This window comes from Photorhabdus temperata, assembly GCF_025384845.1.
Classification (GTDB): domain Bacteria; phylum Pseudomonadota; class Gammaproteobacteria; order Enterobacterales; family Enterobacteriaceae; genus Photorhabdus; species Photorhabdus temperata.
The window spans coordinates 1-23910 of sequence record NZ_JAJAFX010000006.1; the positions used below are offsets into that span (position 1 = coordinate 1).

At 44.1% G+C, this 23910-nt stretch carries 22 protein-coding genes; 13 read left to right on the forward strand and 9 right to left on the reverse strand.

Going from position 1 to position 23910, the window contains the following annotated elements; genetic code table 11:
* A partial coding sequence (locus LGZ99_RS03300) for a DNA translocase FtsK 4TM domain-containing protein (protein ID WP_262978845.1) occupies positions 1–1720 on the reverse strand: 1720 nt, incomplete at its 3' end.
* 133 nt (positions 1721–1853) lie between these two features.
* On the reverse strand, positions 1854–2348 hold the full coding sequence (lrp, locus tag LGZ99_RS03305) for a leucine-responsive transcriptional regulator Lrp (protein WP_023044766.1): 495 nt from the start codon (positions 2346–2348) through the stop codon (positions 1854–1856).
* A 508-nt stretch (positions 2349–2856) separates the two neighbouring features.
* Between lrp and trxB the strand changes: the two genes are divergently transcribed.
* The 5 genes from trxB (at position 2857) to infA (ending at position 8519) form a co-directional block, all read left to right on the forward strand.
* Entirely contained in the window at positions 2857–3816 is a 960-nt protein-coding gene (gene trxB, locus LGZ99_RS03310; protein WP_021325215.1) for a thioredoxin-disulfide reductase, read from the forward strand.
* 105 nt (positions 3817–3921) lie between these two features.
* Positions 3922–5691 (forward strand): heme ABC transporter permease/ATP-binding protein CydD, encoded by a 1770-nt coding sequence (gene cydD, locus LGZ99_RS03315; RefSeq protein WP_262978846.1) that lies wholly within the window; start codon positions 3922–3924, stop codon positions 5689–5691.
* 2 nt (positions 5692–5693) lie between these two features.
* Positions 5694–7460 carry a heme ABC transporter ATP-binding protein/permease CydC gene (gene cydC, locus LGZ99_RS03320; RefSeq protein WP_023044770.1) on the forward strand — a complete coding sequence of 589 codons (1767 nt, stop codon included), beginning with the start codon at positions 5694–5696 and terminating at the stop codon, positions 7458–7460.
* A complete protein-coding gene (gene aat / locus LGZ99_RS03325) occupies positions 7451–8143 on the forward strand; it encodes a leucyl/phenylalanyl-tRNA--protein transferase (protein WP_021325218.1) in 693 nt (230 codons plus the stop codon). The genes cydC and aat overlap by 10 nt, the downstream gene beginning before the upstream one ends.
* Before the next feature lie 157 nt (positions 8144–8300).
* Complete coding sequence (gene infA / locus LGZ99_RS03330; protein WP_002211347.1) at positions 8301–8519, forward strand: translation initiation factor IF-1; 219 nt, start codon at positions 8301–8303, stop codon at positions 8517–8519.
* 70 nt (positions 8520–8589) lie between these two features.
* Here infA and clpA read toward each other — a convergent pair whose 3' ends face one another.
* Positions 8590–10866 carry an ATP-dependent Clp protease ATP-binding subunit ClpA gene (gene clpA, locus LGZ99_RS03335; protein ID WP_021325219.1) on the reverse strand — a complete coding sequence of 759 codons (2277 nt, stop codon included), beginning with the start codon at positions 10864–10866 and terminating at the stop codon, positions 8590–8592.
* 31 nt (positions 10867–10897) lie between these two features.
* The gene (gene clpS, locus LGZ99_RS03340) at positions 10898–11218 is read right to left on the reverse strand and encodes an ATP-dependent Clp protease adapter ClpS (RefSeq protein ID WP_021325220.1); all 321 of its coding nucleotides are present in this window, start codon (positions 11216–11218) and stop codon (positions 10898–10900) included.
* A 343-nt stretch (positions 11219–11561) separates the two neighbouring features.
* Here clpS and cspD point away from each other — a divergent pair, with 343 nt between their 5' ends.
* Positions 11562–11792 carry a cold shock-like protein CspD gene (cspD, locus tag LGZ99_RS03345; protein WP_021325221.1) on the forward strand — a complete coding sequence of 77 codons (231 nt, stop codon included), beginning with the start codon at positions 11562–11564 and terminating at the stop codon, positions 11790–11792.
* A 75-nt stretch (positions 11793–11867) separates the two neighbouring features.
* On the opposite strand, the gene macB is transcribed toward cspD, so the two are convergent.
* Positions 11868–13811, reverse strand: a complete 1944-nt coding sequence (gene macB / locus LGZ99_RS03350) for a macrolide ABC transporter ATP-binding protein/permease MacB (RefSeq protein ID WP_036838124.1) — start codon at positions 13809–13811, stop codon at positions 11868–11870.
* Entirely contained in the window at positions 13811–14923 is a 1113-nt protein-coding gene (gene macA, locus LGZ99_RS03355) for a macrolide transporter subunit MacA (protein ID WP_021325223.1), read from the reverse strand. The genes macB and macA overlap by 1 nt, the downstream gene beginning before the upstream one ends.
* A gap of 305 nt (positions 14924–15228) precedes the next feature.
* Between macA and LGZ99_RS03360 the strand changes: the two genes are divergently transcribed.
* The 5 genes from LGZ99_RS03360 (at position 15229) to artM (ending at position 19299) form a co-directional block, all read left to right on the forward strand.
* Positions 15229–16128: a LysO family transporter gene (locus LGZ99_RS03360; protein ID WP_021325224.1), complete on the forward strand. Its 900-nt coding sequence runs from the start codon at positions 15229–15231 to the stop codon at positions 16126–16128.
* 291 nt (positions 16129–16419) lie between these two features.
* Entirely contained in the window at positions 16420–17148 is a 729-nt protein-coding gene (artP, locus tag LGZ99_RS03365; RefSeq protein WP_021325225.1) for an arginine ABC transporter ATP-binding protein ArtP, read from the forward strand.
* A gap of 18 nt (positions 17149–17166) precedes the next feature.
* On the forward strand, positions 17167–17901 hold the full coding sequence (gene artJ, locus LGZ99_RS03370; RefSeq protein WP_021325226.1) for an arginine ABC transporter substrate-binding protein: 735 nt from the start codon (positions 17167–17169) through the stop codon (positions 17899–17901).
* A 13-nt stretch (positions 17902–17914) separates the two neighbouring features.
* On the forward strand, positions 17915–18631 hold the full coding sequence (artQ, locus tag LGZ99_RS03375; protein WP_021325227.1) for an arginine ABC transporter permease ArtQ: 717 nt from the start codon (positions 17915–17917) through the stop codon (positions 18629–18631).
* Positions 18631–19299 (forward strand): arginine ABC transporter permease ArtM, encoded by a 669-nt coding sequence (artM, locus tag LGZ99_RS03380; protein WP_023044775.1) that lies wholly within the window; start codon positions 18631–18633, stop codon positions 19297–19299. The genes artQ and artM overlap by 1 nt, the downstream gene beginning before the upstream one ends.
* A 63-nt stretch (positions 19300–19362) precedes the next feature.
* Here the strand turns inward: artM and rlmC are convergent, their stop codons facing one another.
* From rlmC to LGZ99_RS03395, 3 genes are all read right to left on the reverse strand, one after another.
* Positions 19363–20496 carry a 23S rRNA (uracil(747)-C(5))-methyltransferase RlmC gene (gene rlmC / locus LGZ99_RS03385; protein WP_021325229.1) on the reverse strand — a complete coding sequence of 378 codons (1134 nt, stop codon included), beginning with the start codon at positions 20494–20496 and terminating at the stop codon, positions 19363–19365.
* Positions 20497–20520: 24 nt separating this feature from the next.
* On the reverse strand, positions 20521–21033 hold the full coding sequence (locus LGZ99_RS03390) for a type III secretion system chaperone family protein (RefSeq protein ID WP_021325230.1): 513 nt from the start codon (positions 21031–21033) through the stop codon (positions 20521–20523).
* Between the two features lie 85 nt (positions 21034–21118).
* A complete protein-coding gene (locus tag LGZ99_RS03395; RefSeq protein WP_231398196.1) occupies positions 21119–21457 on the reverse strand; it encodes a YbjC family protein in 339 nt (112 codons plus the stop codon).
* Positions 21458–21614: 157 nt separating this feature from the next.
* On the opposite strand from LGZ99_RS03395, the gene LGZ99_RS03400 reads away from it, so the two are divergent.
* Positions 21615–21875 carry a GrxA family glutaredoxin gene (locus LGZ99_RS03400; RefSeq protein ID WP_011145878.1) on the forward strand — a complete coding sequence of 87 codons (261 nt, stop codon included), beginning with the start codon at positions 21615–21617 and terminating at the stop codon, positions 21873–21875.
* 519 nt (positions 21876–22394) lie between these two features.
* Positions 22395–23027 (forward strand): undecaprenyl-diphosphate phosphatase, encoded by a 633-nt coding sequence (gene ybjG, locus LGZ99_RS03405; RefSeq protein ID WP_021325233.1) that lies wholly within the window; start codon positions 22395–22397, stop codon positions 23025–23027.
* Positions 23028–23910 lie beyond the last annotated feature (883 nt).

Here is a 23910-nt window from a genome sequence, read left to right on the forward strand (position 1 = left end):
CAACATTGTGTGCAGGCGCTGGTGTAAAAGCAATTTCTGTGGGCTGTTCTGATAAACTTTCCGGTACTGATTGAACAGAAGGCGTAAACAGCGGCTCTGCCGGCTCTTTTGCAACTAAATCTTCAACCGGTGAGAAATCATTTAAGATCGATAAACTTTCCAGAGTAGAGAATTCTTTTTCCAGCTGCTGGTAACCCTGCTCTTGATAACGCTCACGTTGCCATGACGCAACCGCCTGTTTAACAACCTCGGTCTGAAGCGGTTCTTCCACTGGAAGCTGATTTTCCGGTTCTAGTTGATTCTGTACTATCTGAGGCTGAGTTAGAGCCTGTTCTTCGATATCCGCAGTGACACGGTAACGCTCACGCTGCTGTTCAAGAAACTGCTGACGCAACAACTCTTCCTGCTGTTTATCAGACTCAGTATCATTACAGCCATCTATCTGTTGTCTGGCCTCTTCTTCACGCTGTTGCTGTTCTGCAAGACGCTGTGAAGGAACTTTGATGCCATACAGTTCACGACGGGTTGGCAGACGGACTGGGTTAGGACGAGGCAGTTCTGGCCCGATCCCCCGTTTAATCTGAGAATTGCCTGTTATAGCCGTTGCAGAAGCTACTGTCGCAATATCTTTTGGCTCTGTTTCAGGCGTGAAAGTGGAGGTGTCACTGCTGTTCTGCCCATTGCCAGCCAGCTCAAATGTCGGAGCCGCTTCAACCGCAATCTCGGATTCAGGTTTAAAATTATATTCAGAAGGAATTTCAAACAGGTAACGAACAGGTTCGTCACTGTTTTTTTCATGTTCTTCTGCTAATGGCTGAGACCATATAGCATCATCAGATATACTGATCTGAATTTCAGGTTCAGCATAAATATCAGCCATACCAATGGTTGGGATATCAGATTGCTGTTTTTCTTCAACTTCTACTTTCACTGATTCTGGTTCATCCAGTTCAGCTTTTGCCAATTCCGCAGCCGAAGGTGCTGTAAACAACACATCATCATGATCAATATCAACCGCTGTAAATTCGGGTTCTGTTTTACCATTGGTGGAATTCTCCTGCGCAATAACCGTTTCACCAGATGGAGTATATTCTTGTTCATGACGGCTGCGATTGGTAATAAATCCTATCGCGCCAAGAATTATTGCCCCGGTTTTTTCAGCAATCGTCAACCATGACCAGCCAGTAAATAGCGTAAACCCAATTGCCCAAACACACAGTAAGGCCAGCGTCGCGCCCAATTCATTAAACCAGGGCAACATCGCACTGCTAAACAAACTGCCAATAATACCGCCAGAAGCAAAGTAATGGAGATCGTCAACATTCAGCGCAGCTAATCCACATGAAGTCAAGATGATGGCCAATGCACCAATAACGCGCAAAGCAAGCACGAAAAAATCGACATATTCTCTGTCATCATGTTGTCTGAAAGCAGTCCAGCAACCCAATATCATTAGTGGCGGGATGGCATAAGCCAGTATACCAAATGCAGAAAACAGCGTATCGGCCAACCATGCACCAACACCACCACCCAAATTATAGACCGGCTCATGCCACGCAGTCTGAGACCAACTGGGATCAGAAGGGTTAAAACTGATAAATGCGACCATCAGATAAGCCGCTAAGATAACAATGACAAGCAACACAGCTTCCAACAGCCTGCGCCCACTACTAAGTCTCTTCAACCTAATATTTTTATCTTCTGTATATTCCTGGCTCAAGAAAGGCTCTCCAGGTTTCCTGTTGATTTAACGGAACAACGCCGAGATAGCTCAGCGTTGAAACTGTATGCATAAACAGGAGTGTACCTAAGTTCTTCCAGTTTTGCACCTGTACATTTTTTTTGGCAGGATTTCAGCGAGTCTTAATGACCAAACGGTTACTCTGCTTCACTTCTTCCATCACAACATATGTGCGGGTGTCATTAACACCTGGCAGACGCAGCAAAGTTTCGCCCAGTAACTTACGATACGCTGACATATCTGGTACGCGGGTTTTCAATAAGTAATCGAAATCACCGGAAACCAAATGACATTCCTGAATCTCTTCCAATTTCTGCACAGCAGCATTGAATTGTTCAAAAACATCGGGTGCACCACGATTTAAGGTAATTTCAACAAACACCAGCAACGACGCATCCAGATAATGAGGATTCAACAATGCGGTGTAGCCAATAATAAACCCTTGACGCTCCAGGCGACGCACACGCTCCAAGCAAGGAGTCGGCGACAATCCTACCCGTTTAGACAGTTCTACGTTAGAAATTCGACCATCTTTCTGCAACTCATTGAGGATATTACGATCTATACGATCAAGATCTTTTCCCGGACGTTTTTTATTATCTATCATCTTTTGATCTCTCTTTATTTTCCTACACCCATAACATTTTCCCCTATCTCTCTTGAGTCTGAGCTGGAAAAGATGTCTTTTAAAGTTAAAGCCTCGCTCTATCAGAGTAAAGCAGCTCACAGGCCATTTTCTTCGTGCTGCACAGAGAGGATTATCCGCATATCGATTTGTCGATTTTTATGGAAACGAATTTAGCGAGGTGGATAATTATCTCTTACAGTGATGTTTTCGCAAATGCACAGCCGATTGTCAAAGTAAATGAACAAAAATCAGAACAACCTGTGGAACAAATTTTCAGTTAATCGTTTCGATAGCTTACCATTGATTAAAAATGAGCAAATAAAAGCCAAACAGTACTAAAAGAACACTTTTCTCAGGTTAAAGTCATTGCCAGTTAATATCTATCGGTAAAATCGTTAGTAACATGAGTCTTTTAGCTTTTTTTACCCTCCTATTTCTCCTACAATCGCTCGATATACGATATGCGATAAATGGAAATGAGGTATTCATGAGCACCGCCAAACACCATAAACTCATTATTCTTGGCTCCGGTCCGGCAGGCTATACGGCCGCGGTTTATGCTGCCCGGGCAAATTTAAATCCGGTTCTTATTACCGGGGTTGAAAAAGGCGGTCAGTTGACTACAACCACTGAAGTCGAAAACTGGCCCGGTGATCCTGAAGGTCTGACTGGCCCAGGGCTAATGGAACGTATGCACCAACATGCTGAAAAATTCCAGACCGAAATCATTTTTGACCATATTCAAAAAGTTGATCTGCAAAACCGTCCTTTCCGTCTTTATGGTGATGAACAAGAATATACCTGTGACGCACTGATTATCGCAACAGGCGCTTCTGCACGTTATTTGGGTCTGCCTTCCGAAGAGGCGTTCAAAGGCCGTGGTATTTCGGCCTGTGCAACCTGTGATGGCTTCTTTTATCGTAACCAGAAAGTTGCCGTTGTCGGCGGCGGTAATACCGCAGTAGAAGAGGCTTTATATCTGGCAAATATTGCAGCAGAAGTTCACCTGATTCATCGCCGTGATACATTCCGTTCAGAGAAAATCCTGATTGGCCGTCTGATGGATAAAGTTAAAAACGGCAATATCATTCTGCACACTAATCGTACTCTGGATGAAGTGCTCGGTGATGAGATGGGCGTTACGGGTGTCCGTCTGCGCGATACCAACAGCGGCACAACCGAAGAATTAGCTGTTACCGGCACATTCATTGCTATCGGCCATACTCCTAACACCGCTATCTTTGCAGGACAATTGGAGCTGGAAAATGGTTACATTAAAGTTCAGTCCGGTTTACAGGGTAACGCAACTCAAACCTCCATTCCCGGTGTATTCGCTGCCGGTGATGTAATGGACCACACCTACCGCCAGGCAATTACGTCCGCGGGTACAGGTTGCATGGCAGCCCTTGATGCAGAACGTTTTCTGGATGGACTGGCAGCGAAATAAACTCTTTTTCTTTCAAGGCGCTATTTCGGTAGCGCCTTTTCGCATGTAACATATCGGCAGGATGCTGACACGAGTCCAGCCTTTTTGATAATCAGAATTTTTCCTATGGACAAAACAAGACAGTATGAATTGGTTCGTTGGTTGAAGCAGCAAAGTGCTCCGGCCCGGCGCTGGCTCCGCCTGTCCATGCTATTTGGCTTAATCAGTGGTTTGCTGATTATCACTCAAGCCTGGTTACTGGCCTCAATCCTGCAAGCTTTAATCATGGATAATATTCCCCGCGGGCACATCATGGATAAATTCTGGATGCTGGCGGCAACCTTTGCTCTGCGGGCAATAATCAGTGCTATCCGGGAACGGATCGGTTTTATTTGTGGCAAAATCGTGCGCCAGAAAATCCGCGCTATGGTATTGGATAAACTTGAACAACTTGGCCCGGTATGGGTTAAAGGCAAACCAGCAGGTAGCTGGGCAACAATGATTCTTGAGCAAATAGACGATATGCAGGATTACTACTCTCGCTATCTGCCACAGATGTATCTCGCAGTGATGATCCCTGTTCTTATCCTGATCACCCTATTTCCTGTTAACTGGGCTGCCGGGCTGATTTTGTTTACAACGGCTCCGCTTATTCCCCTGTTTATGGCACTGGTTGGTTTAGGCGCCGCAGATGCCAACCGGCGAAACTTTGTCGCGTTGGGGCGGTTAAGCGGTAATTTCCTTGATCGTCTGCGCGGGCTGGAAACGTTGCGCCTGTTTTATCGTGGCAAAGCGGAAGTGCAACAAATCAGCGAATCCACTGAGGATTTCCGCCACAAGACAATGGAAGTTCTGAGAATGGCGTTCCTCTCTTCAGCGGTGCTGGAGTTCTTTGCTGCTGTTTCTATTGCCGTCGTTGCCGTCTATTTCGGTTTTTCCTATCTGGGTGAACTTAATTTTGGCAGTTACGGTATGGGCGTAACCCTGTTTGCCGGTTTTCTGGTCTTAATCCTCGCCCCGGAATTTTTCCAGCCACTGCGTGATCTTGGTACTTATTATCACGCCAAAGCACAGGCGATTGGCGCAGCCGAATCATTGGTGACGTTGCTAAACAGTGATGGTGAACATGCGCCTGCGAGTGGCGATAAAACGCTAAGTAGCCAAAGTTCGCTGACGATAATCGCTAATAATCTGGAAATTCTGGCTCACGATGGCAACCCGCTTGCCGGCCCTCTGAATTTTGCTATAGAGAAAAATCAACGAGTGGCATTAGTTGGACAAAGTGGAGCAGGTAAAAGCTCACTCTTGAATTTACTGTTAGGGTTCCTGCCCTACCGTGGCTCAATACAAATCAATGGCACTGAGCTGCGTGAGTTAGATCCACAAAAATGGCGCGATCAACTGAGCTGGGTTGGGCAAAATCCACACCTGCCTGAGCAAACTTTGCTTGATAATCTTCGCCTGAATCAACCGGATGCAAATCAACAACAAATCCATCAGGTGATGGAGCAGGCATACGTCACCGAATTTGTTAATGATTTACCTGATGGGCTGAATACCCTCATTGGTGATAATGCAGCACGGCTATCCGTTGGTCAGGCCCAGCGTATCGCTGTTGCCCGTGCCTTATTGAAACCTTGTCAATTATTATTACTGGATGAGCCTGCCGCCAGCCTGGATGCTCATAGTGAACAACGGGTTATGCAAACACTGAATCAGGCATCTCATCATCAGACGACCCTGTTAGTTACCCACCAATTGGAAGAAACGCTGGAATATGATCAGATCTGGGTTATGGAAAAAGGGTTAATCATTGAACAGGGAGATTACCAGACACTGAGCCAATCTCAGGGAGCATTCGCCCGTCTGTTATCCCATCGGAGTGAGGAGCTTTAGTTATGCGGGTATTGCTTCCTTTTCTGGCGCTCTATCGCCGCCACTGGTTTCTTATCAGTTTAGGTATGGTTCTGGCAATTGTTACGCTACTCGCCAGCATAGGCTTACTGACGCTGTCTGGTTGGTTCCTTGCCGGCACCGCGCTGGCAGGTTTTGCCGGACTTAATACATTCAACTATATGCTACCGGCCGCAGGTGTCCGTGGCGCCGCTATTCTTCGTACTGCCGGGCGCTATGCTGAACGGCTGGTCAGCCATGATGCAACTTTTCGTGTACTGGCGCATTTGCGGGTATTTGCCTTTCAGAAAATTTTGCCACTTTCGCCGGGAGGAATCGCCCGTTTTCGCCAGGGTGAATTACTCAACCGGCTAGTTGCTGATGTTGAAACGTTGGACCACCTCTATTTACGGGTAATTTCACCGATATTCGCAGCCGTTGTCGTTATCATCGTCCTCACTTTCGGCCTCGGTTTTCTGGATCTCACATTGGCCTATACCCTTGGCAGTATTATGCTGACTCTGCTGATCCTGCTGCCATTTGTATTTTATCACGCAGGTAAACCCATTGGCCGCGATCTGACCATGCTGCGTAGTCAATACCGCACCCAACTCACGGCGACATTGCAGGGACAAGCCGAATTGATGGTATTCGGTGCTCTTGGCCGCTTCCGAAAGTCGATGGCGGATGTTGAATCACGTTGGCTAAAGCGTCAGCAACAGCAAGCTAATCTGACCGGTTTGTCACAAGCAATCATGATTTTTGCCACCGGTATGACCGTCACATTAATCCTGTGGATAGCCGCTAATGGTGTGGGAGGGAACAGTCAACCAGGTGCCTTGATTGCACTGTTTGTCTTCTGCTCGCTTGCCGCTTTTGAAACCCTGGGTCCGGTCGCTGTTGCATTCCAACATCTGGGACAAGTCATTACCTCTGCAACCCACGTTTCCCAATTGATGCAACAAGAACCAGAAGTGACTTTCCCGGCGTCAGGGCCGGAAAGTTCAGAGCAAGCCTGTATTAATATCGAGAATCTCAGTTTCACTTACCCTGGTCAGCCATTACCTGTCCTGAAAAATATTTCTCTCTGTTTAAAAGCAGGAGAACATATCGCTCTGTTAGGAAAAACAGGTTGTGGTAAATCTACGTTGCTACAGTTACTAACCCGTGCCTGGAATGCTGATGCAGGCTCTATCTGTCTAAACCAGCATCCCATTACTGCTTATGACGAACCCGCTCTGCGCAGTATGATATCGGTTGTTCCACAACGTGTTCATGTATTCAGCCATACGTTGCGTGAAAATTTATTACTGGCAAAACCAAACGCCATCGATAATGAGCTGGAAACTGTGTTGAAACAGGTAGGTTTAAGCAATCTGCTAGAAACAGATGAGGGGCTGAACGGCTGGATGGGCGAAGGTGGTCGTCAGTTATCAGGCGGTGAACAGCGCCGTCTGGGCATTGCCAGAGCGTTACTGCGCTCTGCGCCACTCATGTTACTGGATGAACCAACGGAAGGGCTTGATGCGGATACTGAACAGCAAATTCTGTCCCTGCTGCGCCAGCATTGCCAGCATAAGACATTGATTATTGTTACCCACCGTCTGTACAGTCTTGACCATATGGACCGTATTTATGTCATGGATGGCGGCGCCATTATTGAACAAGGGCAGCATAATGAGTTACTGGCTCGACAAGGCTTCTATTATCAGTTTTATCAGCGGCAATATCAGATTCGCCTGAATCGGAGCTGTAATACACCATGCCAATAATTCAACTGGATAATGATTCATATGACTTCCCTCACCCAGCAGAGGCATTAATGGAGCCGAACGGCCTGCTGGCAGTGGGCGGAGATTTATCCCCTGAACGGTTGAGCGCAGCTTATCATCACGGAATCTTCCCCTGGTTTTTACCAAGTGAAATACCGCTTTGGTGGTCGCCTGATCCACGTGCGATAATCATGCCGGGTGAATTGCATACTGGCCGGACATTACGCCGGTTTCTGCGCAATCATCCATACCGCATTACGGTGAATCACGCTTTTGAACAAGTGATTCATTACTGCGCTCAACGGCAGGAAGGAACCTGGATAAGCAGGGATATCCAACAAGGTTATCAGGAGTTACACCAGACAGGAAAGGCGCATTCGGTAGAAGTCTGGTATGGTGAACATATTGTCGGCGGCCTGTATGGCGTCAGCGTTGGCACTTTATTTTGCGGTGAATCTATGTTCAGCCGAATGGAGAATGCATCCAAATGCGCTTTCGTTGTTTTCTATCACCATTTTCTGCGATACGGTGGGGAACTGCTTGATTGCCAGGTGCTAAATCATCACACTGCTTCACTGGGAGCAAAGGAAATCTCCAGGGAAGAATTTATTCAGTATCTTTATCAATTCAGAAACCAGTCATTAAAACCTGGCTGCTGGTTGCAACAAGTACTGGAATTATAATCAACATTTTACCAACCAATGTTGATTATGGCGGGAATGCAACCATGAATTATTTGCAAATATAGTGGTTTAAAAGACAACATTCCTTTACATAATGAGGGTTTTTCGGCATTATCTTGCCGGTTAAAAACGATGGTTATTAAACTTAGAGGATTAGATGGCCAAAGAAGACAATATTGAAATGCAAGGTACCGTGCTGGACACGCTGCCAAATACTATGTTCCGCGTTGAATTAGAAAACGGGCACGTAGTCACTGCTCACATCTCCGGTAAAATGCGTAAAAATTACATCCGCATCCTGACAGGCGACAAGGTTACAGTTGAGCTGACCCCATATGACCTGAGCAAAGGCCGTATCGTCTTCCGTAGCCGCTGATTCATTACCGTTTCAGGTATTACACCACAGGTAATAGCAACTTTGTATTCACCTGTGGTGTGACCCTATATCAGTGCACTACGTCTTCCGGTTTCTGCTTATAAGCGTTGCTGAAATCGTAAGTCAGTGCCCGTTTTGCCTTATCCAGATCAATACGAACCGAGCCACCGTGAACTAATGAACCGAACAATAGTTCATTGGCCAACGGTTTCTTCAGACTATCCTGAATAACCCGGGCCATTGGGCGAGCGCCCATCGCTTTATCATAGCCTTTATCACATAACCATTGACGGGCATCCGCACTGACCTCCAGTGAAACGCCTTTTTCATCCAATTGTGCTTGCAATGCGACAATGAACTTATCGACTACCTGTTGAATCACTTCAACAGAAAGCGCATTAAACCAGATGATACCATCAAGGCGGTTACGGAATTCCGGTGTAAATATCTTCTTGATCTCTTCCATCGCATCAGAGCTGTTATCCTGCTGCTTAAATCCAATGGATGTACGCTGAGTTTCACGTACGCCAGCATTCGTGGTCATAACAACAATAACGTTACGGAAATCCGCTTTACGACCGTTGTTATCGGTCAGAGTACCGTTATCCATGACTTGCAATAACAGGTTAAATACATCCGGATGTGCTTTTTCAATCTCATCAAGCAGCAACACTGAATGAGGATGTTTAATCACCGCATCCGTGAGCAATCCTCCCTGATCAAAACCGACATATCCCGGCGGCGCGCCAATCAAGCGACTGACTGTGTGGCGCTCCATATATTCCGACATATCAAAGCGCAATAACTTGATATTCAGTGCCCTGGCAAGCTGTACAGTGACTTCTGTTTTACCCACCCCTGTCGGGCCGGCAAGCAAGAAAGAACCCACCGGTTTATTATCCTGCCCTAATCCCGCACGACTCATCTTGATTGCTTCGGTTAATGCTGCAATCGCTGTATCCTGACCAAATACCAGCATCTTCAGCCGGTCATCCAGCGTCTTCAATACATCCTTATCACTGGCCGAAACTGTTTTTTCAGGAATACGGGCAATACGAGCAACGATAAATTCAATATCCGACACATTGATCGTTTTCTTACGCCGGCTGACCGGCACCAGACGAGTACGCGCTCCCGCTTCGTCAATAACATCAATGGCCTTATCTGGTAAGTGACGATCAGTAATATATTTCACTGATAAATCAACCGCAGCGCGGATAGCTTTCGTGGTATAGCGTACATCATGGTGCGCCTCATATTTTGGCCGCAACCCTTTAATAATCTGTACTGTCTCTTCCGGTGAAGGCTCAACAATATCAATCTTCTGAAAACGACGCGCCAGCGCCCGGTCTTTTTCAAAAATATTACTGAATTCATGATATGTCGTAGAGCCAATCACTCTGATACGCCCACTGGATAACAGAGGTTTGATCAGATTAGCCGCATCGACCTGCCCCCCAGACGCCGCACCCGCACCGATAATGGTATGGATTTCATCGATGAATAGAATACTTTTTCTATCCTGCTCAAGGCTTTTTAACAAAGCCTTGAAGCGTTTCTCAAAATCACCACGATATTTAGTTCCTGCCAGCAATGAACCAATATCCAGTGAATAAATCGTACAATTAGCCATCACTTCCGGTACATCTTTTTGTACAATCCGCCATGCCAATCCTTCTGCAATAGCTGTTTTACCTACCCCCGATTCCCCCACCAATAGTGGGTTATTTTTCCGGCGACGGCACAGTACCTGAATCGTTCTTTCCAGCTCATCCTGGCGGCCAATCAATGGATCAATCTGCCCTCTTTGAGCAAGTTGGTTAAGATTAGTGGTAAAATTCTCCAACCGATCTTCACCAGCAGGCTGTTCTTCCGCAGATTGAGCGCCTATCCCCTGATGATCCGATTCACTGTCTTCTTTCTGCGTTCCATGAGAAATGAAATTAACCACATCCAAACGACTGACATCATGTTTACGCAGCAAATAAGCAGCCTGAGACTCCTGTTCGCTGAAGATAGCCACCAGCACATTAGCACCGGAAACTTCTGAGCGCCCAGAAGACTGAACATGAAATACCGCGCGCTGAAGAACACGTTGGAAGCTCAAGGTTGGCTGAGTCTCCCGCTCATCATTCTCAGGCAGCAACGGTGTTGTTTGTGAAATAAAATTCTCCAGCTCTTTACGCAATTGAGCCAGATCAACCTTACACGCTTCCAATGCTTCACGCGCTGATGAATTGCTTAACAACGCCAGCAATAGGTGCTCCACGGTCATAAACTCGTGTCTGTTATCCCGCGCTTTAGCAAAGGCAATATTAAGACTAAGTTCAAGCTCTTGATTGAGCATAGGCACCTCCCCCTAAAATCAGTATACCTGGTCAGATTTTTTCCAGCGTACAAAGTAATGGATGCCCGTGCTCCCTGGCATACATATTTACCTGAGCCGCTTTAGTTTCTGCCACCTCTGCGGTATAAACCCCACAAATAGCTTTACCCTGATAATGGACATCCAACATTAATTGCGTTGCCCGTTCAACATCATAAGAAAAGAACTTTCGTAATACGTCAACTACAAACTCCATCGGAGTGTAATCATCATTGTTAAGAATGACCTGATACATTGATGGCGGTTGCAATTTTTGCTGTTGCTCATCCTTAACCAATTCCTTACTTTTCAAACTGTTATGATAATCGCTCATTGTTTTTCCAACAGGATTAATCGCTAATACCAGCCACTGCCAGCAAATAAATTACGTTCCCATTTATCTTATCATTATCTGGGCAACTCCGTTTACCACAGGTTATTCCCCTATAAAAACCCGGTATAAAAGTGAATGAACGAAACTCATATCGTTATCTATATCAAACTTTAGTCATTCAAAACAACCAGACATTTGTTCTGTGCTTGACGAGAATTTGATTTTTACTACAGTATGTTTTGTGAACAAACATAGATAATGTAACTGGTTACATGTGATTGTTTACGAATGTTATATTAACGATTCATCTCAACCGAAATGATTAAACGAGGGATGTAAAAGTATGGAGACAGGTACTGTTAAGTGGTTCAATAATGCTAAGGGCTTTGGGTTTATTTGTCCGGCAAGCGGCGGAGAAGATATATTCGCTCATTACTCAACCATTCAGATGGACGGTTACCGGACACTGAAAGCAGGCCAGAAGGTGCATTTCAGTATTCACCAAGGCCCAAAGGGAAATCATGCCAGCATTATTGTTCCCCTTGAAAACGAATCCAAAGGCCAGATAACCTGACCTATGGGTAATATGACCAGGTGTTACTTTTACACCCCGCCGGCAATTTTGCCTGCGGGGTGACATAACTTCCACTTATTCTCTTGCCAGAGCGTCTATCGGATCAAGGCGGGCAGCATTACGGGCCGGCAAAAACCCAAATATCACTCCAATTGCGGTAGAACAGGCGAAAGCACTCAGTAAAGCCACTGGCTGGAAAACAAAACTCCAGCCTGGCAGTGCCAGTTGCGCAATAAATGCAATCGTATAAGACAGTGCTATTCCCAAAATACCGCCAACCAAACAAACCAAAATAGCTTCTATCAGAAACTGCTGCATAACATCACTGGTTCTGGCCCCTACGGCCATACGGATGCCAATCTCTCTCGTGCGTTCGGTGACCGAAACCAACATAATATTCATGACCCCGATACCACCAACGATCAGTGAGATTACTGCTACCATTGTCAAAAACAGCTGTAGAGTACGGGTCGTTTTTTCCACCGTTTTTATCAGCATATCCGTGTTATAGGTGAAAATATCCTTTTTCCCATGGAGTAAAGTCAGCAATCGAACAATCTTCTGTTCTGCTTCCTTAGAGTTATGACCATCTTTGATTCTGACAGTAATTGAATCCAGATAATTCCGGTTTAGCAGGCGACTGGTCATCGTGCTATAAGGTAACCAGACATGCAATGAACTATCACTGCCTAATGCCGATTTTCTTTCAGCTATCACCCCGACAATAGTGGCAGGCATATTACCCATCAGAATCACTTCCCCAATCACATTTTTTTGGTGAGGAAATAATTTACGCTGGGTATTTTTATCAATGACCACAACTTGCCCCTGACGGCGTACCATATCCGATGTAAAACCCATTCCCTGAGCAAAACGCAGAGCATAAACCTGAAAATATTCATCACCAATACCGGAGACTCTCGCAGCAACATCAATGTTCCCTTTACGAAGGCGCGCCCCTCCCTCAATATCTGGTGAAACTGCCAGAATATAAGGTTGTGCTCTGATAGCGTTTACATCCGCGATTTTCAGCGCTTGCTTACTGGCCGGATCGTCGCTGCCAAAATCTTCTCCCGGATAAACACTAATGGTATTGGTTGCAATCTCTTTAATATCGGATAACACCAATGCCTTGGCGGCATCGCCAATAACCAAAATAGTCACTACAGACGCGATACCAATAATAATCCCTAACATCGTCAACAAGGTCCGCATCTTATTGACGACCATTGCCCGCCATGCCATCAATAAAGCTTCATTAAACCGGCCAAAAATCTGACGTATTGATGATATTTTTGCTGTTATCGGTGGGGCTTCCGTCACGGTTTTACTCAGTTGCGAGCCAGAATCATTCATAATGTGACCGTCTTTGATCTCAATAATCCGCTGTGCCTGCACCGCGATTTTCGGATCATGCGTGACAATAATAACGGTATGCCCCTGTTCACACAGCTGTTTGAGGATAGCCATCACCTCTTCACCAGAATGGCTATCCAGCGCCCCCGTTGGCTCATCAGCCAAAATAACCTGACCACCATTCATCAACGCCCTGGCGATACTGACCCTCTGCTGTTGTCCACCAGAGAGCTGCCCCGGCCGATAGTTGACTCTCTTGTCAAGCCCCAGACGACCAAGCAACTCTATTGCTCTCTGTCTGCGTACAGTTTTAGCCGCCCCGGCGTAAATAGCAGGAATTTCTACATTCTGTTCAGCAGTCAAATGGGTCAGCAAATGATAACGCTGAAAAATAAACCCAAAATGCTCCCGTCTCAGTGCCGCCAGTTCATCATTATTCAGTTCAGCAACATTCTGCCCCGCGACCCGGTATTCACCACGACTGGGTTTATCAAGACAGCCAAGGATATTCATCAGTGTCGATTTGCCAGACCCGGAAGCACCGATAATCGCAACCATCTCACCGGAGTGAATAGACAAGGTGACATCATCAAGTACTTTTATCTGTTGCTCGCCAGCGGAATAGCTGCGTTCTATGCCTCTCAGCTCAAGTAATGCATTCATTACTCATCCCCTGTTTCACCACGACCGGTAATCACCTGCTCATGTTCTTTCAGACCGGACAAAATCTGTACATTCACATCATTGCGTACACCAATAGCCACTTCCTGTTTCTCTTCTTTCCCCCCCTTCAGAATATCCACCTCATAGCGGGTTGGGGTAATCTGTTTACCCAGAGCAGAAAGCGGGATCATTAACACGCCACGATGGGAATCGAGCTGGACTTTTACTTGAGCCGTCATTTGTAAACGCAAAAGTTGCTTAGGGTTAGGCACCTCAAAACGGGCATAAAAGAAAATTGCATCATTAATCTTTTCTGGCGTTGGCAAGATATCTTTCAACACACCAGTGAAATTTTTATCAGGTGCGCCTAATACGGTAAAAGAGGCTTTCTGACCGGGTTTCAGGCCAATAACATCCGCCTCTGAAACTTCTGCTTTTACCAGCATCGTGCCAAGATCAGCCAATGTCAGAATAGTCGGTGCTTCCTGTGCGGCGATGACCGTTTGCCCCTGAAGTGTTTTAATATTGACAACAATGCCATCCATTGGCGCGGTAATACGAGTGTATTGCAAATTAGCCCGGGCTGTATCAAGGCTGGCCTGATTTTTACTGATTTGCGCCAGTAAAATTTCTACCCTCGCTTTTTTCACTTCAACATCCGTTTTAACCTGATCCAATTCCTGGTGAGAAACTGCCTGCACTTTTGCCAGATTATTCTGACGTTGTAATGTAAGCTGCGCCAGTTTCAATTGTGCCCTAGCCTCCATCAGATTAGCGCTCAATTCTTTAATCGTCGCTTCAACTTCTTTTACCTGATTTTGAGCAGGCTTAGGATCGATCAATGCCAATAATTGGCCTTTTGTCACCTTATCACCCACTTCAACATACAAGTTCTGCAACTGACCACTGACCTGAGCTCCTACATCTACTTTTCTGACAGCATCCAGCTTCCCTGTAGCCAAGACATTTTTATCCAAATCGCCTTTAATAACGGGTACAGTCTGATATTTAACCTTTTCTGGCCCATGCAGAAAATACCCCAGAAGCAATGCGATAACTGCCACAATGGCTAACAACACCACCCATCGACGTTTCGAACGAATAAAATTCATTTAAATATCACCATCTTAAGAATTAGATAAAAGGAATGGTAAAAAAACAATGTTTCCTGTAATGCCACAAATAGCCAGAAATTTCCACTCAATTCAGAGAGATGCAGTCCTCATTTGATTTTTACACCTATTGAAAGTTCACCCACCTTAAGAATAAAAAATTCTTTGAGCAACAACCTATATAACCCTATCCTGGCTATTCTCTTAATGTAAAAAAATTGTTATCTTTATTTTTATGGTTTTATAACCAATTTTCATGCTGAACTGAGATAAAAAAACGTTAACTGTTTTAAAGGATATTAATTATGTACTCTGGACTGCTGATCATTCTTTTGCCGTTAACGCTAGGCTATCTTATCCATTTGAATAATAAAACAGTGCTAAACGCTGTTCATCGCCTCCTTAATGCAATGGTCTATGTCATTCTGTTTTTAATGGGAATAAGTTTAGCTTTACTGGAAGATTTAAGCAGTAACCTCTTCTCTATTTTCCAGTATGCCACTGTATTTTTCTTATGTATTTTCGCCGCCAATATGCTGGCATTATTCCTGCTGGAAAAACACGATCCCTGGATGAGCAACTCTCATAAACAGGAAAAACCCCCTTCCCGTTTACATATGATTTTTGAATCACTGAAATTATGTGGTGTTCTGATTTTAGGTTTTCTACTTGGGTTAACCGACTGGTCATGGCTGCATTTCGCCAATCGTGCCAGTGAAATTGCGCTGGTCGTTTTACTGTTGCTGGTAGGTATTCAATTACGTAACAGTGGCATAAACCTCAAACAGATATTGCTAAACCGCCGAGGTACAGTTATTGCGATTGTCGTTGCTGTCAGCGCACTTGCTGGTGGTGCGATTGCCGCGCTTATTCTTGGACTGCCGATCAAAACAGGTTTAGCGTTTGCTTCCGGTTATGGCTGGTATTCTCTTTCTGGCATCTTACTTTCTGACGCTTACGGACCCGTCATCGGCAGTGCCGCATTCTTTAATGACCTGGTGCGTGAACTTGCAGCAATTATGCTCATTCCCGTTCTGGTCAATCGGTATCGTTCAAGCGCAATCGGGTTAAGCGGTGCGACTTCTATGGATTTCACTCTGCCGATATTACAAAGGTGTGGTGGAGTCAGTATTGTTCCAGCAGCTATTGTTCACGGTTTCTTGTTGAGCTTACTGGCACCTTTACTGATCGCATTCTTTACTTAATCAGAATCTCAGCCACAATGGTATTTGATATTGTCGATGATAATCTGAGCACTTGATTGCTAAGAAGTCAGCAATAATTATTCATTATACAGTTGTGTTTTATTCATCTTCCGCCCTATGGAAACAGAATAAGTAAGCTTTTGTTAACGAATTGTACAAAGCGCGGATAGAATAGGTTAATCAGACATGTAATTGAAATATCAATTAATAATATTCTATGCGTAAGATATTGCATAATTATGCCAACGGGTTTAGCATCGGGATAAATCACTGACTATTCAGAATTAAAGCATGAGTATTCAATTAAAAAGCATTGATTGCTATTACGGTGCACATCAGGCACTGTTTGATATTAATCTTAAGTGTTCTTCAGGGGAAACGATGGTTTTGCTGGGGCCAAGCGGCGCAGGTAAAAGCACGTTGTTGCGGGTATTAAACCTGCTGGAAATACCGCGATCCGGCCAGTTGACTGTTGCTAATCATCAATTCGATTTTACACAAACACCAGGAATAAAGGAGATTCGTTCTCTGCGCCAGAATGTCGGTATGGTTTTTCAGCAATATAACTTATGGCCACACCTCACTGTTATGGATAACCTGATCGAGGCACCTTGTCGTGTACTCGGTTTATCCAAACCGCAAGCTCAGGAAAAGGCGGATAAGCTACTTTCCCGTTTGCGGCTGGAGGATTTTGCCGGTCGCTTTCCACAACATTTATCCGGTGGACAACAGCAGCGGGTCGCTATTGCACGGGCATTGATGATGGAACCACAAGTTTTATTATTTGATGAACCAACGGCAGCACTGGACCCGGAAATCACCGCCCAAGTGGTGAATATTATTCATGAATTGTCCGCAACAGGCATTACACAGATTATCGTTACCCATGAAGTAGAAATCGCCCGTAAAGCCGCGAGTCGTGTCGTCTATATGGAAAACGGCCGCATTATAGAACAAGGTGATATCAGCCATTTTAATCAACCACAAACCAAAGCCTTTGCTAATTATCTGTCACACTAACTATCATAGGATATAGCGATGAAAAAATTATTCCTTGCCGCCCTCCTGGGTACCGTTACTTTATCTGCAACCGCCACGGGAAAAGAGACCCTTCGTTTTGCCACCGAAGCCACTTATCCTCCGTTTGAATTCATTGATGCAAATAATAAAATTCAGGGTTTTGATATCGATCTGGCTAATGCTATCTGTGAGCAAATTAATGCGACATGTACTTTCACTAACCAATCATTTGACAGCCTGATCCCAAGTCTGAAATTCCGTCGCTTCGACGCTTTAGCAGCAGGTATTGATATCACCCCTGAACGCCAGGAACAGGTTGATTTTACTAACACTTATTACGATAACTCAGCGACATTTATCGCAGTTAAAGGCAAGGTTTCCAGCATCGCTGAACTAAAAGGTAAACAAGTGGGCATCCAGAATGGTACAACGCACCAAAAGTACCTGATGGAACAACGAAAAGAGATTAAAACCGTTCCTTATGACAGCTATCAAAATGCCATTCTGGATCTGAAAAATGGCCGTCTGGACGCCGTTTTCGGTGATACTGCCGTTGTCAACGAATGGCTGAAAAAAAATGAAAACTTAAGTACCGTAGGTAACAAAGTCACTGACAAGAATTACTTTGGTATCGGTTTAGGGATTGCGGTGCGTAAAGGCAACAAAGAGCTACAGGATAAACTGAACAAAGCACTGGCTAATATCAAACGAGATGGCACTTATGACATCATCTATAAAAAATGGTTTGATTAATAACTGAATCTCAATGAATGAATTTCAATCTCTAGCAAGCGCCGCCAACATCACCGTCGGCCTTGCCGTTTCTGCGTTAGTGCTTGGTCTGATTTTAGCAATGCTATTTGCTGCCTGGGAATCAGCGCGCTGGAAACCTTTCGCCATGCTTGGCACCTGCTGGGTTACCCTGTTCCGGGGATTGCCGGAAATTTTAGTCGTACTTTTCGTCTACTTCGGCGCATCACAACTGCTGATGACACTGGCGGATGGCTTTGATGTTTATCTTATTTTCTGGCATCCCAGAATTCAGATAGATATTCAGGATTTTTATGTCAGCCCATTCCTTTGTGGTGTCATTGCGCTTTCCCTGCTCTACTCTGCCTATGCATCCCAAACACTTCGTGGCGCGATAAAAGCCATTCCTGCCGGCCAATGGGAAGCTGGTCAGGCATTAGGTCTCGGCCGCACTGAAATATTTTTCCGCCTGATCATGCCTCAGATGTGGCGACATGCTCTGCCAGGGCTCGGTAACCAATGGCTGGTTTTACTGAAAGACACCGCATTGGTATCGCTTATCAGTGTTAATGATCTGATGCTGCAAACCAAAAGTATTGCGACACGGACTCAGGAACCCTTTACCTGGTATATGATTGTGGCGCTTATCTATCTAGCTATCACCCTGATCAGTCAGTTTATTCTGAAGAAAATTGAGATGCATACCACACGCTTTGATCGGAGTGCTTCCTGATGCTTGAGTATATTCAACAAATTCTATCAGGGCTGCAAACCAGTCTGAGTCTGACCGTTGCGGCTCTTTTTACCGCTTTCATGATGTCCGTGCTGTTCACTATGGTTCTGACCGTCAAATTGCCGGTACTGACACAGCTGGTAAAAACCTACATTACTCTGTTCACCGGTACCCCTTTGCTGGTGCAGTTCTTTCTGGTTTATTACGGGCCTGGGCAGTTTCCATCTTTAAAAGAGTATCCGTGGCTTTGGCATTTACTGTCTCAACCCTGGCTGTGTGCAATGGTAACATTGGCGCTTAACAGCGCGGCATATTCTACCCTGCTGTTCCATGGCGCAGTAAAGGCCATTCCCGTGGGTCAATGGCAATCCTGCCAGGCGTTGGGAATGTCTAAAGCACAATCCATGCGGATCCTGCTGCCATATGCCTTCAAACGGGCGTTATCTTCCTATTCCAACGAAGTTGTATTGATTTTCAAGAGTACTTCTCTTGCAAGTACGATAACTTTGCTGGAAGTAATGGGATACAGTCAGCTTCTGTTTGGCCGTAATTATGATGTGATGGTTTTTGTTGCCGCAGGTGTGATTTATCTGTGTGTTAACGGCATCCTGACTTTGCTGATGCGGATGATTGAACGCCGTGCGCTGGCTTTTGAGCATCGTAATTAAACGGGCGTAATGAAAAGGGATAGGGCGTTCCTGCCGGAACCCCATCCCAGTCACACCTATCATTCAGTTTTGATTTAACACCAATAACGTCAAAACTTCGTAATGCTCAGTATGAGGGAACATATCGAACAACTGTGTTTTTTCCACACGGTAATTGACCAACGCAGTGATATCCTTCGCCATCGTCTGAGCATTGCAGCTTGAATAAAGAATATAATCCGGTGCCATTCTACCAAGATAATCACACAACTCTTTACCAATTCCCCGACGAGGTGGATTGACCAGAACCAATTGAGGAATGTGATCCTTTGCTACGGCAAAGTGCGTTGAATCCAAAGCCTTGAACTCGATGTTTTCCAAACCCAATGTTTTGGCCGAATCAGCAGCACAATCAATCGCTTCAGGGCTGATTTCAATTCCAGTTAAACGGGTATTTTTATCCGCACAATGAAGGCCAAAACCACCAACGCCACAGAACAGATCCCACATACTGCTGATTTTCAGTTCACGAACCCAGCGCCCTGCCGTCGCATACAACTCAGAAGCAATTTCCGGGTTAGTCTGGAAAAAACTGCGTGGCCGAATATAAAGAGGAACGCCATTAAATTCTTCTTTTAGTGCTTTTTGCTCAGTAAACAGGATCTCCTTTTCGCCTTCCAAGATCGCCATATGGATTGGCTGAATATTGGCAGAGATAACCGTAAGCTGTGGCAATTGCTCCCGCAACCGGGGCAAAGCACGTTCCAGTTGAGTAATTTTCATTTCAGAGCGCAGTACAAAACGTAGCATCATTTCACCGCTATGACGACTTTCTGTCAGTAACAGGTATTTCAGCTCACCCCGTTTACGGGCAACGTTATATGGCGTCAAGCCAGCACAAGCAATGAAAGATTTAACGACATCAAATACAGGCTGAAAATGCGCCGGATAGAGAGGACAATTACACAGATCAACGGCAACCCCATCGCGATGCAACATGCCCAACAATGGACGCTCTACACTGCCACTGACGACCATTTTAGCTTTATTACGAAAGGCGTTTTGTTGACTGGCAATCGGAAGCAACCATTGATTCACGATGGTTTGGCACAATAACTGCTTTAAATTCTGCTGCTTATCTTCTAACTGCTGAAAATAGGGTTTTTCGAGCCACTGACAGGAGTGACAATGCCCCGCGGAATACTGCGTACATTGCATTGTTGAATGACCGTGTTGGAAATATTAGTGCAAAGTAAAAGTCGGTGCTTTAACGGAAGCCTGTGACTCTTCTTCCTCTTCAATATCACCTTCGATTTCGATATCACGGTTAATATACAACAAGTTATTACTGTGAATTTCAAAAACCACGCTCGCAATCTGCTCTTCGCTCTGCTGCAAAAAATGAGAAAATTGGGAAAAAGTCAGCCCGGCTGAAACAAGGAAAGATTGACATACCACTAACTTCGGTAAGTTTTCATCCTGAATATCAAGAAAAGCCTTAATCGTCAGCGAACTGGAGTTAATCTGGCTTAAATTAGCCATCAGAGGAATAATTGCTGTTGGCTTCACCTCAGCCAAAGCAGAGAACAAAATTACATTGTCCAACAGATCAATTTTAGCATCGAATAAACCATCAATATTCTGCATATGAGGTAGATGCAATGCCTGGCACGAATCGCACTCAAAGTAGGAAATTTTGAGCTGATCCAACCACTCACGCAATACTGATAAGTCAGGAATGACAAGTGAACCCATCTAACAACCCCATACAACGGAAAATGAAAAAGCGCTATAGCTTACGAAATAATTCTTTATCGCGCTATCACCAATAGCTGATAAATTATTTTTCTTTACCGTTATCGCTCGCTTTTGCCTTATTTTTACTCTCTTTTTTATCATCGATTCCCAGAAAAGAGAGGCCGTATACTGCACGCCAGACAATGTTGACCGCGGCAGGAACCAAACAACCAATACCAGCGAAAATCATAACAATATGCGCTTCCGACGTCATTAGTAGATCCGTTAAGATGACAATATCATTAATAGTCAAATATGCCAGTATCAACCACCCGATGCCGATAATTTCCAGCAGGATAACCTGCTTCGGCATATCTGCCAATGAACTCATACCGTCTTTATGACCCTGCATTTGCACCCTCGCTGATAATATGGTTTGCATTATACTACCGAAAGCCCGCTGCCAAAATCGGTATGATTAATTAAAACAAAAGGCAATTCCTGCTTTTTTTTGCCGATCTATACAGGCATAGTAGCGGCAAATGAACATGAGCAATACAGCAAATCGTACTATTTTAAGATAACCAAGAGGAGTTTATATGTTTACTGTGATTTTCGGCCGTCCTGGCTGCCCGTACTGTGTCCGCGCGAAAGAGTTGGCTGAACGACTGAAAGAACAGCGTGATGACTTTGACTTCCGTTATGTTGATATTCACGCAGAAGGCATCACTAAAGCTGATCTGGAAAAAACAGTTGGCAAGCCCGTAGAAACTGTTCCACAGATTTTCGTTGATGAAAAACATATCGGTGGCTGCACAGATTTCGAAGCGTATGTAAAAGAACACCAACTGTTGCAATAAACAAACCGCACGCTCTACTTTGTTACTGTAAAAATAGCGGGTGGTTATTTATAATTGTTGACTAGGTTGATTTGTGCAAAAAATGTTATTTTCATCAAATCGAAAAAAAATCTGCATTTTTTTCTTAATCACGAAGAACTTTCTTGCTAAATCGTAGTCTGACTTAATGCCACTGCTTTTCTTTGATATCCCAATATTGAGGAACCCGATAGTTCATCCATTTTGGTTCAAGACTATCGGGTTTTTTTATTGCCTGAAGAGTATGACGTTCATCAACACATCACCGATTCTACTGACGCTCAAGCTATCAGATATGAGTACTACCACAGGGCTAAACCAGAGAATACTATTATATACATCAATGAGTTGTTCATTTTTCACCCTCATTACCCCCAGATATTTTCTTGATGGAAATATAAACCAAAAATAAATAACATACATAATCAAAACAATTATTCTTTACTCACAAGCCAAGCAATTTTACCCTCTTACGTCCAGCTGTCGTGATGTACAAAATAAATGACCATTAATGTGAGGTCTGATTTGTTAGAGCAAATAAACCACAATCTGTTTACTTTTTTCAATGCTACGCCTGAATCGTCACCTGTCATGATTGCGATGGCTATTTTCATTGCGAAATACCTGGTTCTTATTTTCCCTCTGATATTGGCTGGTTTCTGGTTTTGGGGTTCAGAACGCGCTCTTCCCCGTCATCGGATTATCGTCAGTAAAACCGCCATGGCTTTCTGTTTTGCTATACTAGCCTCATTCTGTATCGGTTTACTCTGCCCTCACGACCGCCCTTTCGTCGAAGGTTTTGGTTACAATTTTCTTCCCCACGCGCCAACAACCTCATTCCCAAGTAATCATGGAACCACTGTCTTCACTTTCGCTTTATCCTTCCTGTTCTGGCACAGAATCTTACCCGGTTTGTGTTTGATGGCAACCGCACTGGTTATCGCATGGACCAGAGTCTATTTAGGCGTTCATTGGCCGATGGATATGGTCGGGGCATTTCTCGTCAGCCTAATGGGCTGTGCTTTTACACAAATGGTATGGACTCTGTTCGGCGAAAATTTGCAAAAAAGATTACACAACCTGTATCAGCGCTGCTGCTCTTTTCCTATCCGGAAAGGTTGGATAAAAAGCTAGCAACATACTGCCAATAATCCGGACTCACAAAAGTGCGGGTATTTATGCCAGCACGCTGTTTTTAACAGACAATATACATGCAACTTAATCATCTCAGATAAGCAAACTCCGTCTTAATCAAGATCTTTTTATTAGAAATTGCTGGGTAATTTCACACGCAAAAGATGAACATTAGTTAAACAACAGGATAATATCCCACATCCTATTTAACATTTATTTGCCTTTCAATTCAGCTCAACTCTTTTCATAAATCAAGAAAACCTGTACAAATCACTATGCAAATAAATATATAACGAAAGAGATTATTAAAACCTAATCAAAGAATAAATAGTACATATTTCATGCATATTATTGATGCTATCAATTTGATATTCTTATTTTATATATATTTTTCACAAAGATACAAACATCGCACAAAGATATACATATTTTCATATCTGGTAACAAATTGATATTTATCAATTTATTAACTCTTACTTCTATTTATCGCTTGCATTCATTAATATGTAAACACAAGATAGGAAATAGCAAAAACATAAGAGAATAATGAGAGTTGAGTAATAGATAAATTGAGGTTATAATTTAACCTTATTAAAATTGACAATATTCAGGTAACAATTACACTAAATTTCGTAACATGATGACTTTTCGGGATATATTACGCATTTGAGACGATGATCACGGTACTATTCACTAAAAATCGCTATCTTGCCGAAATCAAAATTTTAGCTTTAAAATTCCCAAGCTTTCTTTCAAAAGAGAAAGTAAAGCGAAAATTTTGGCTGACTAATTTAAAGTCTAATTTTCGACCAAGATGTTAATGTGGTAATAAAAACCAGAGATATTTAAAGAATTTATACTTATAAAGAAAGAGTTAGACCAC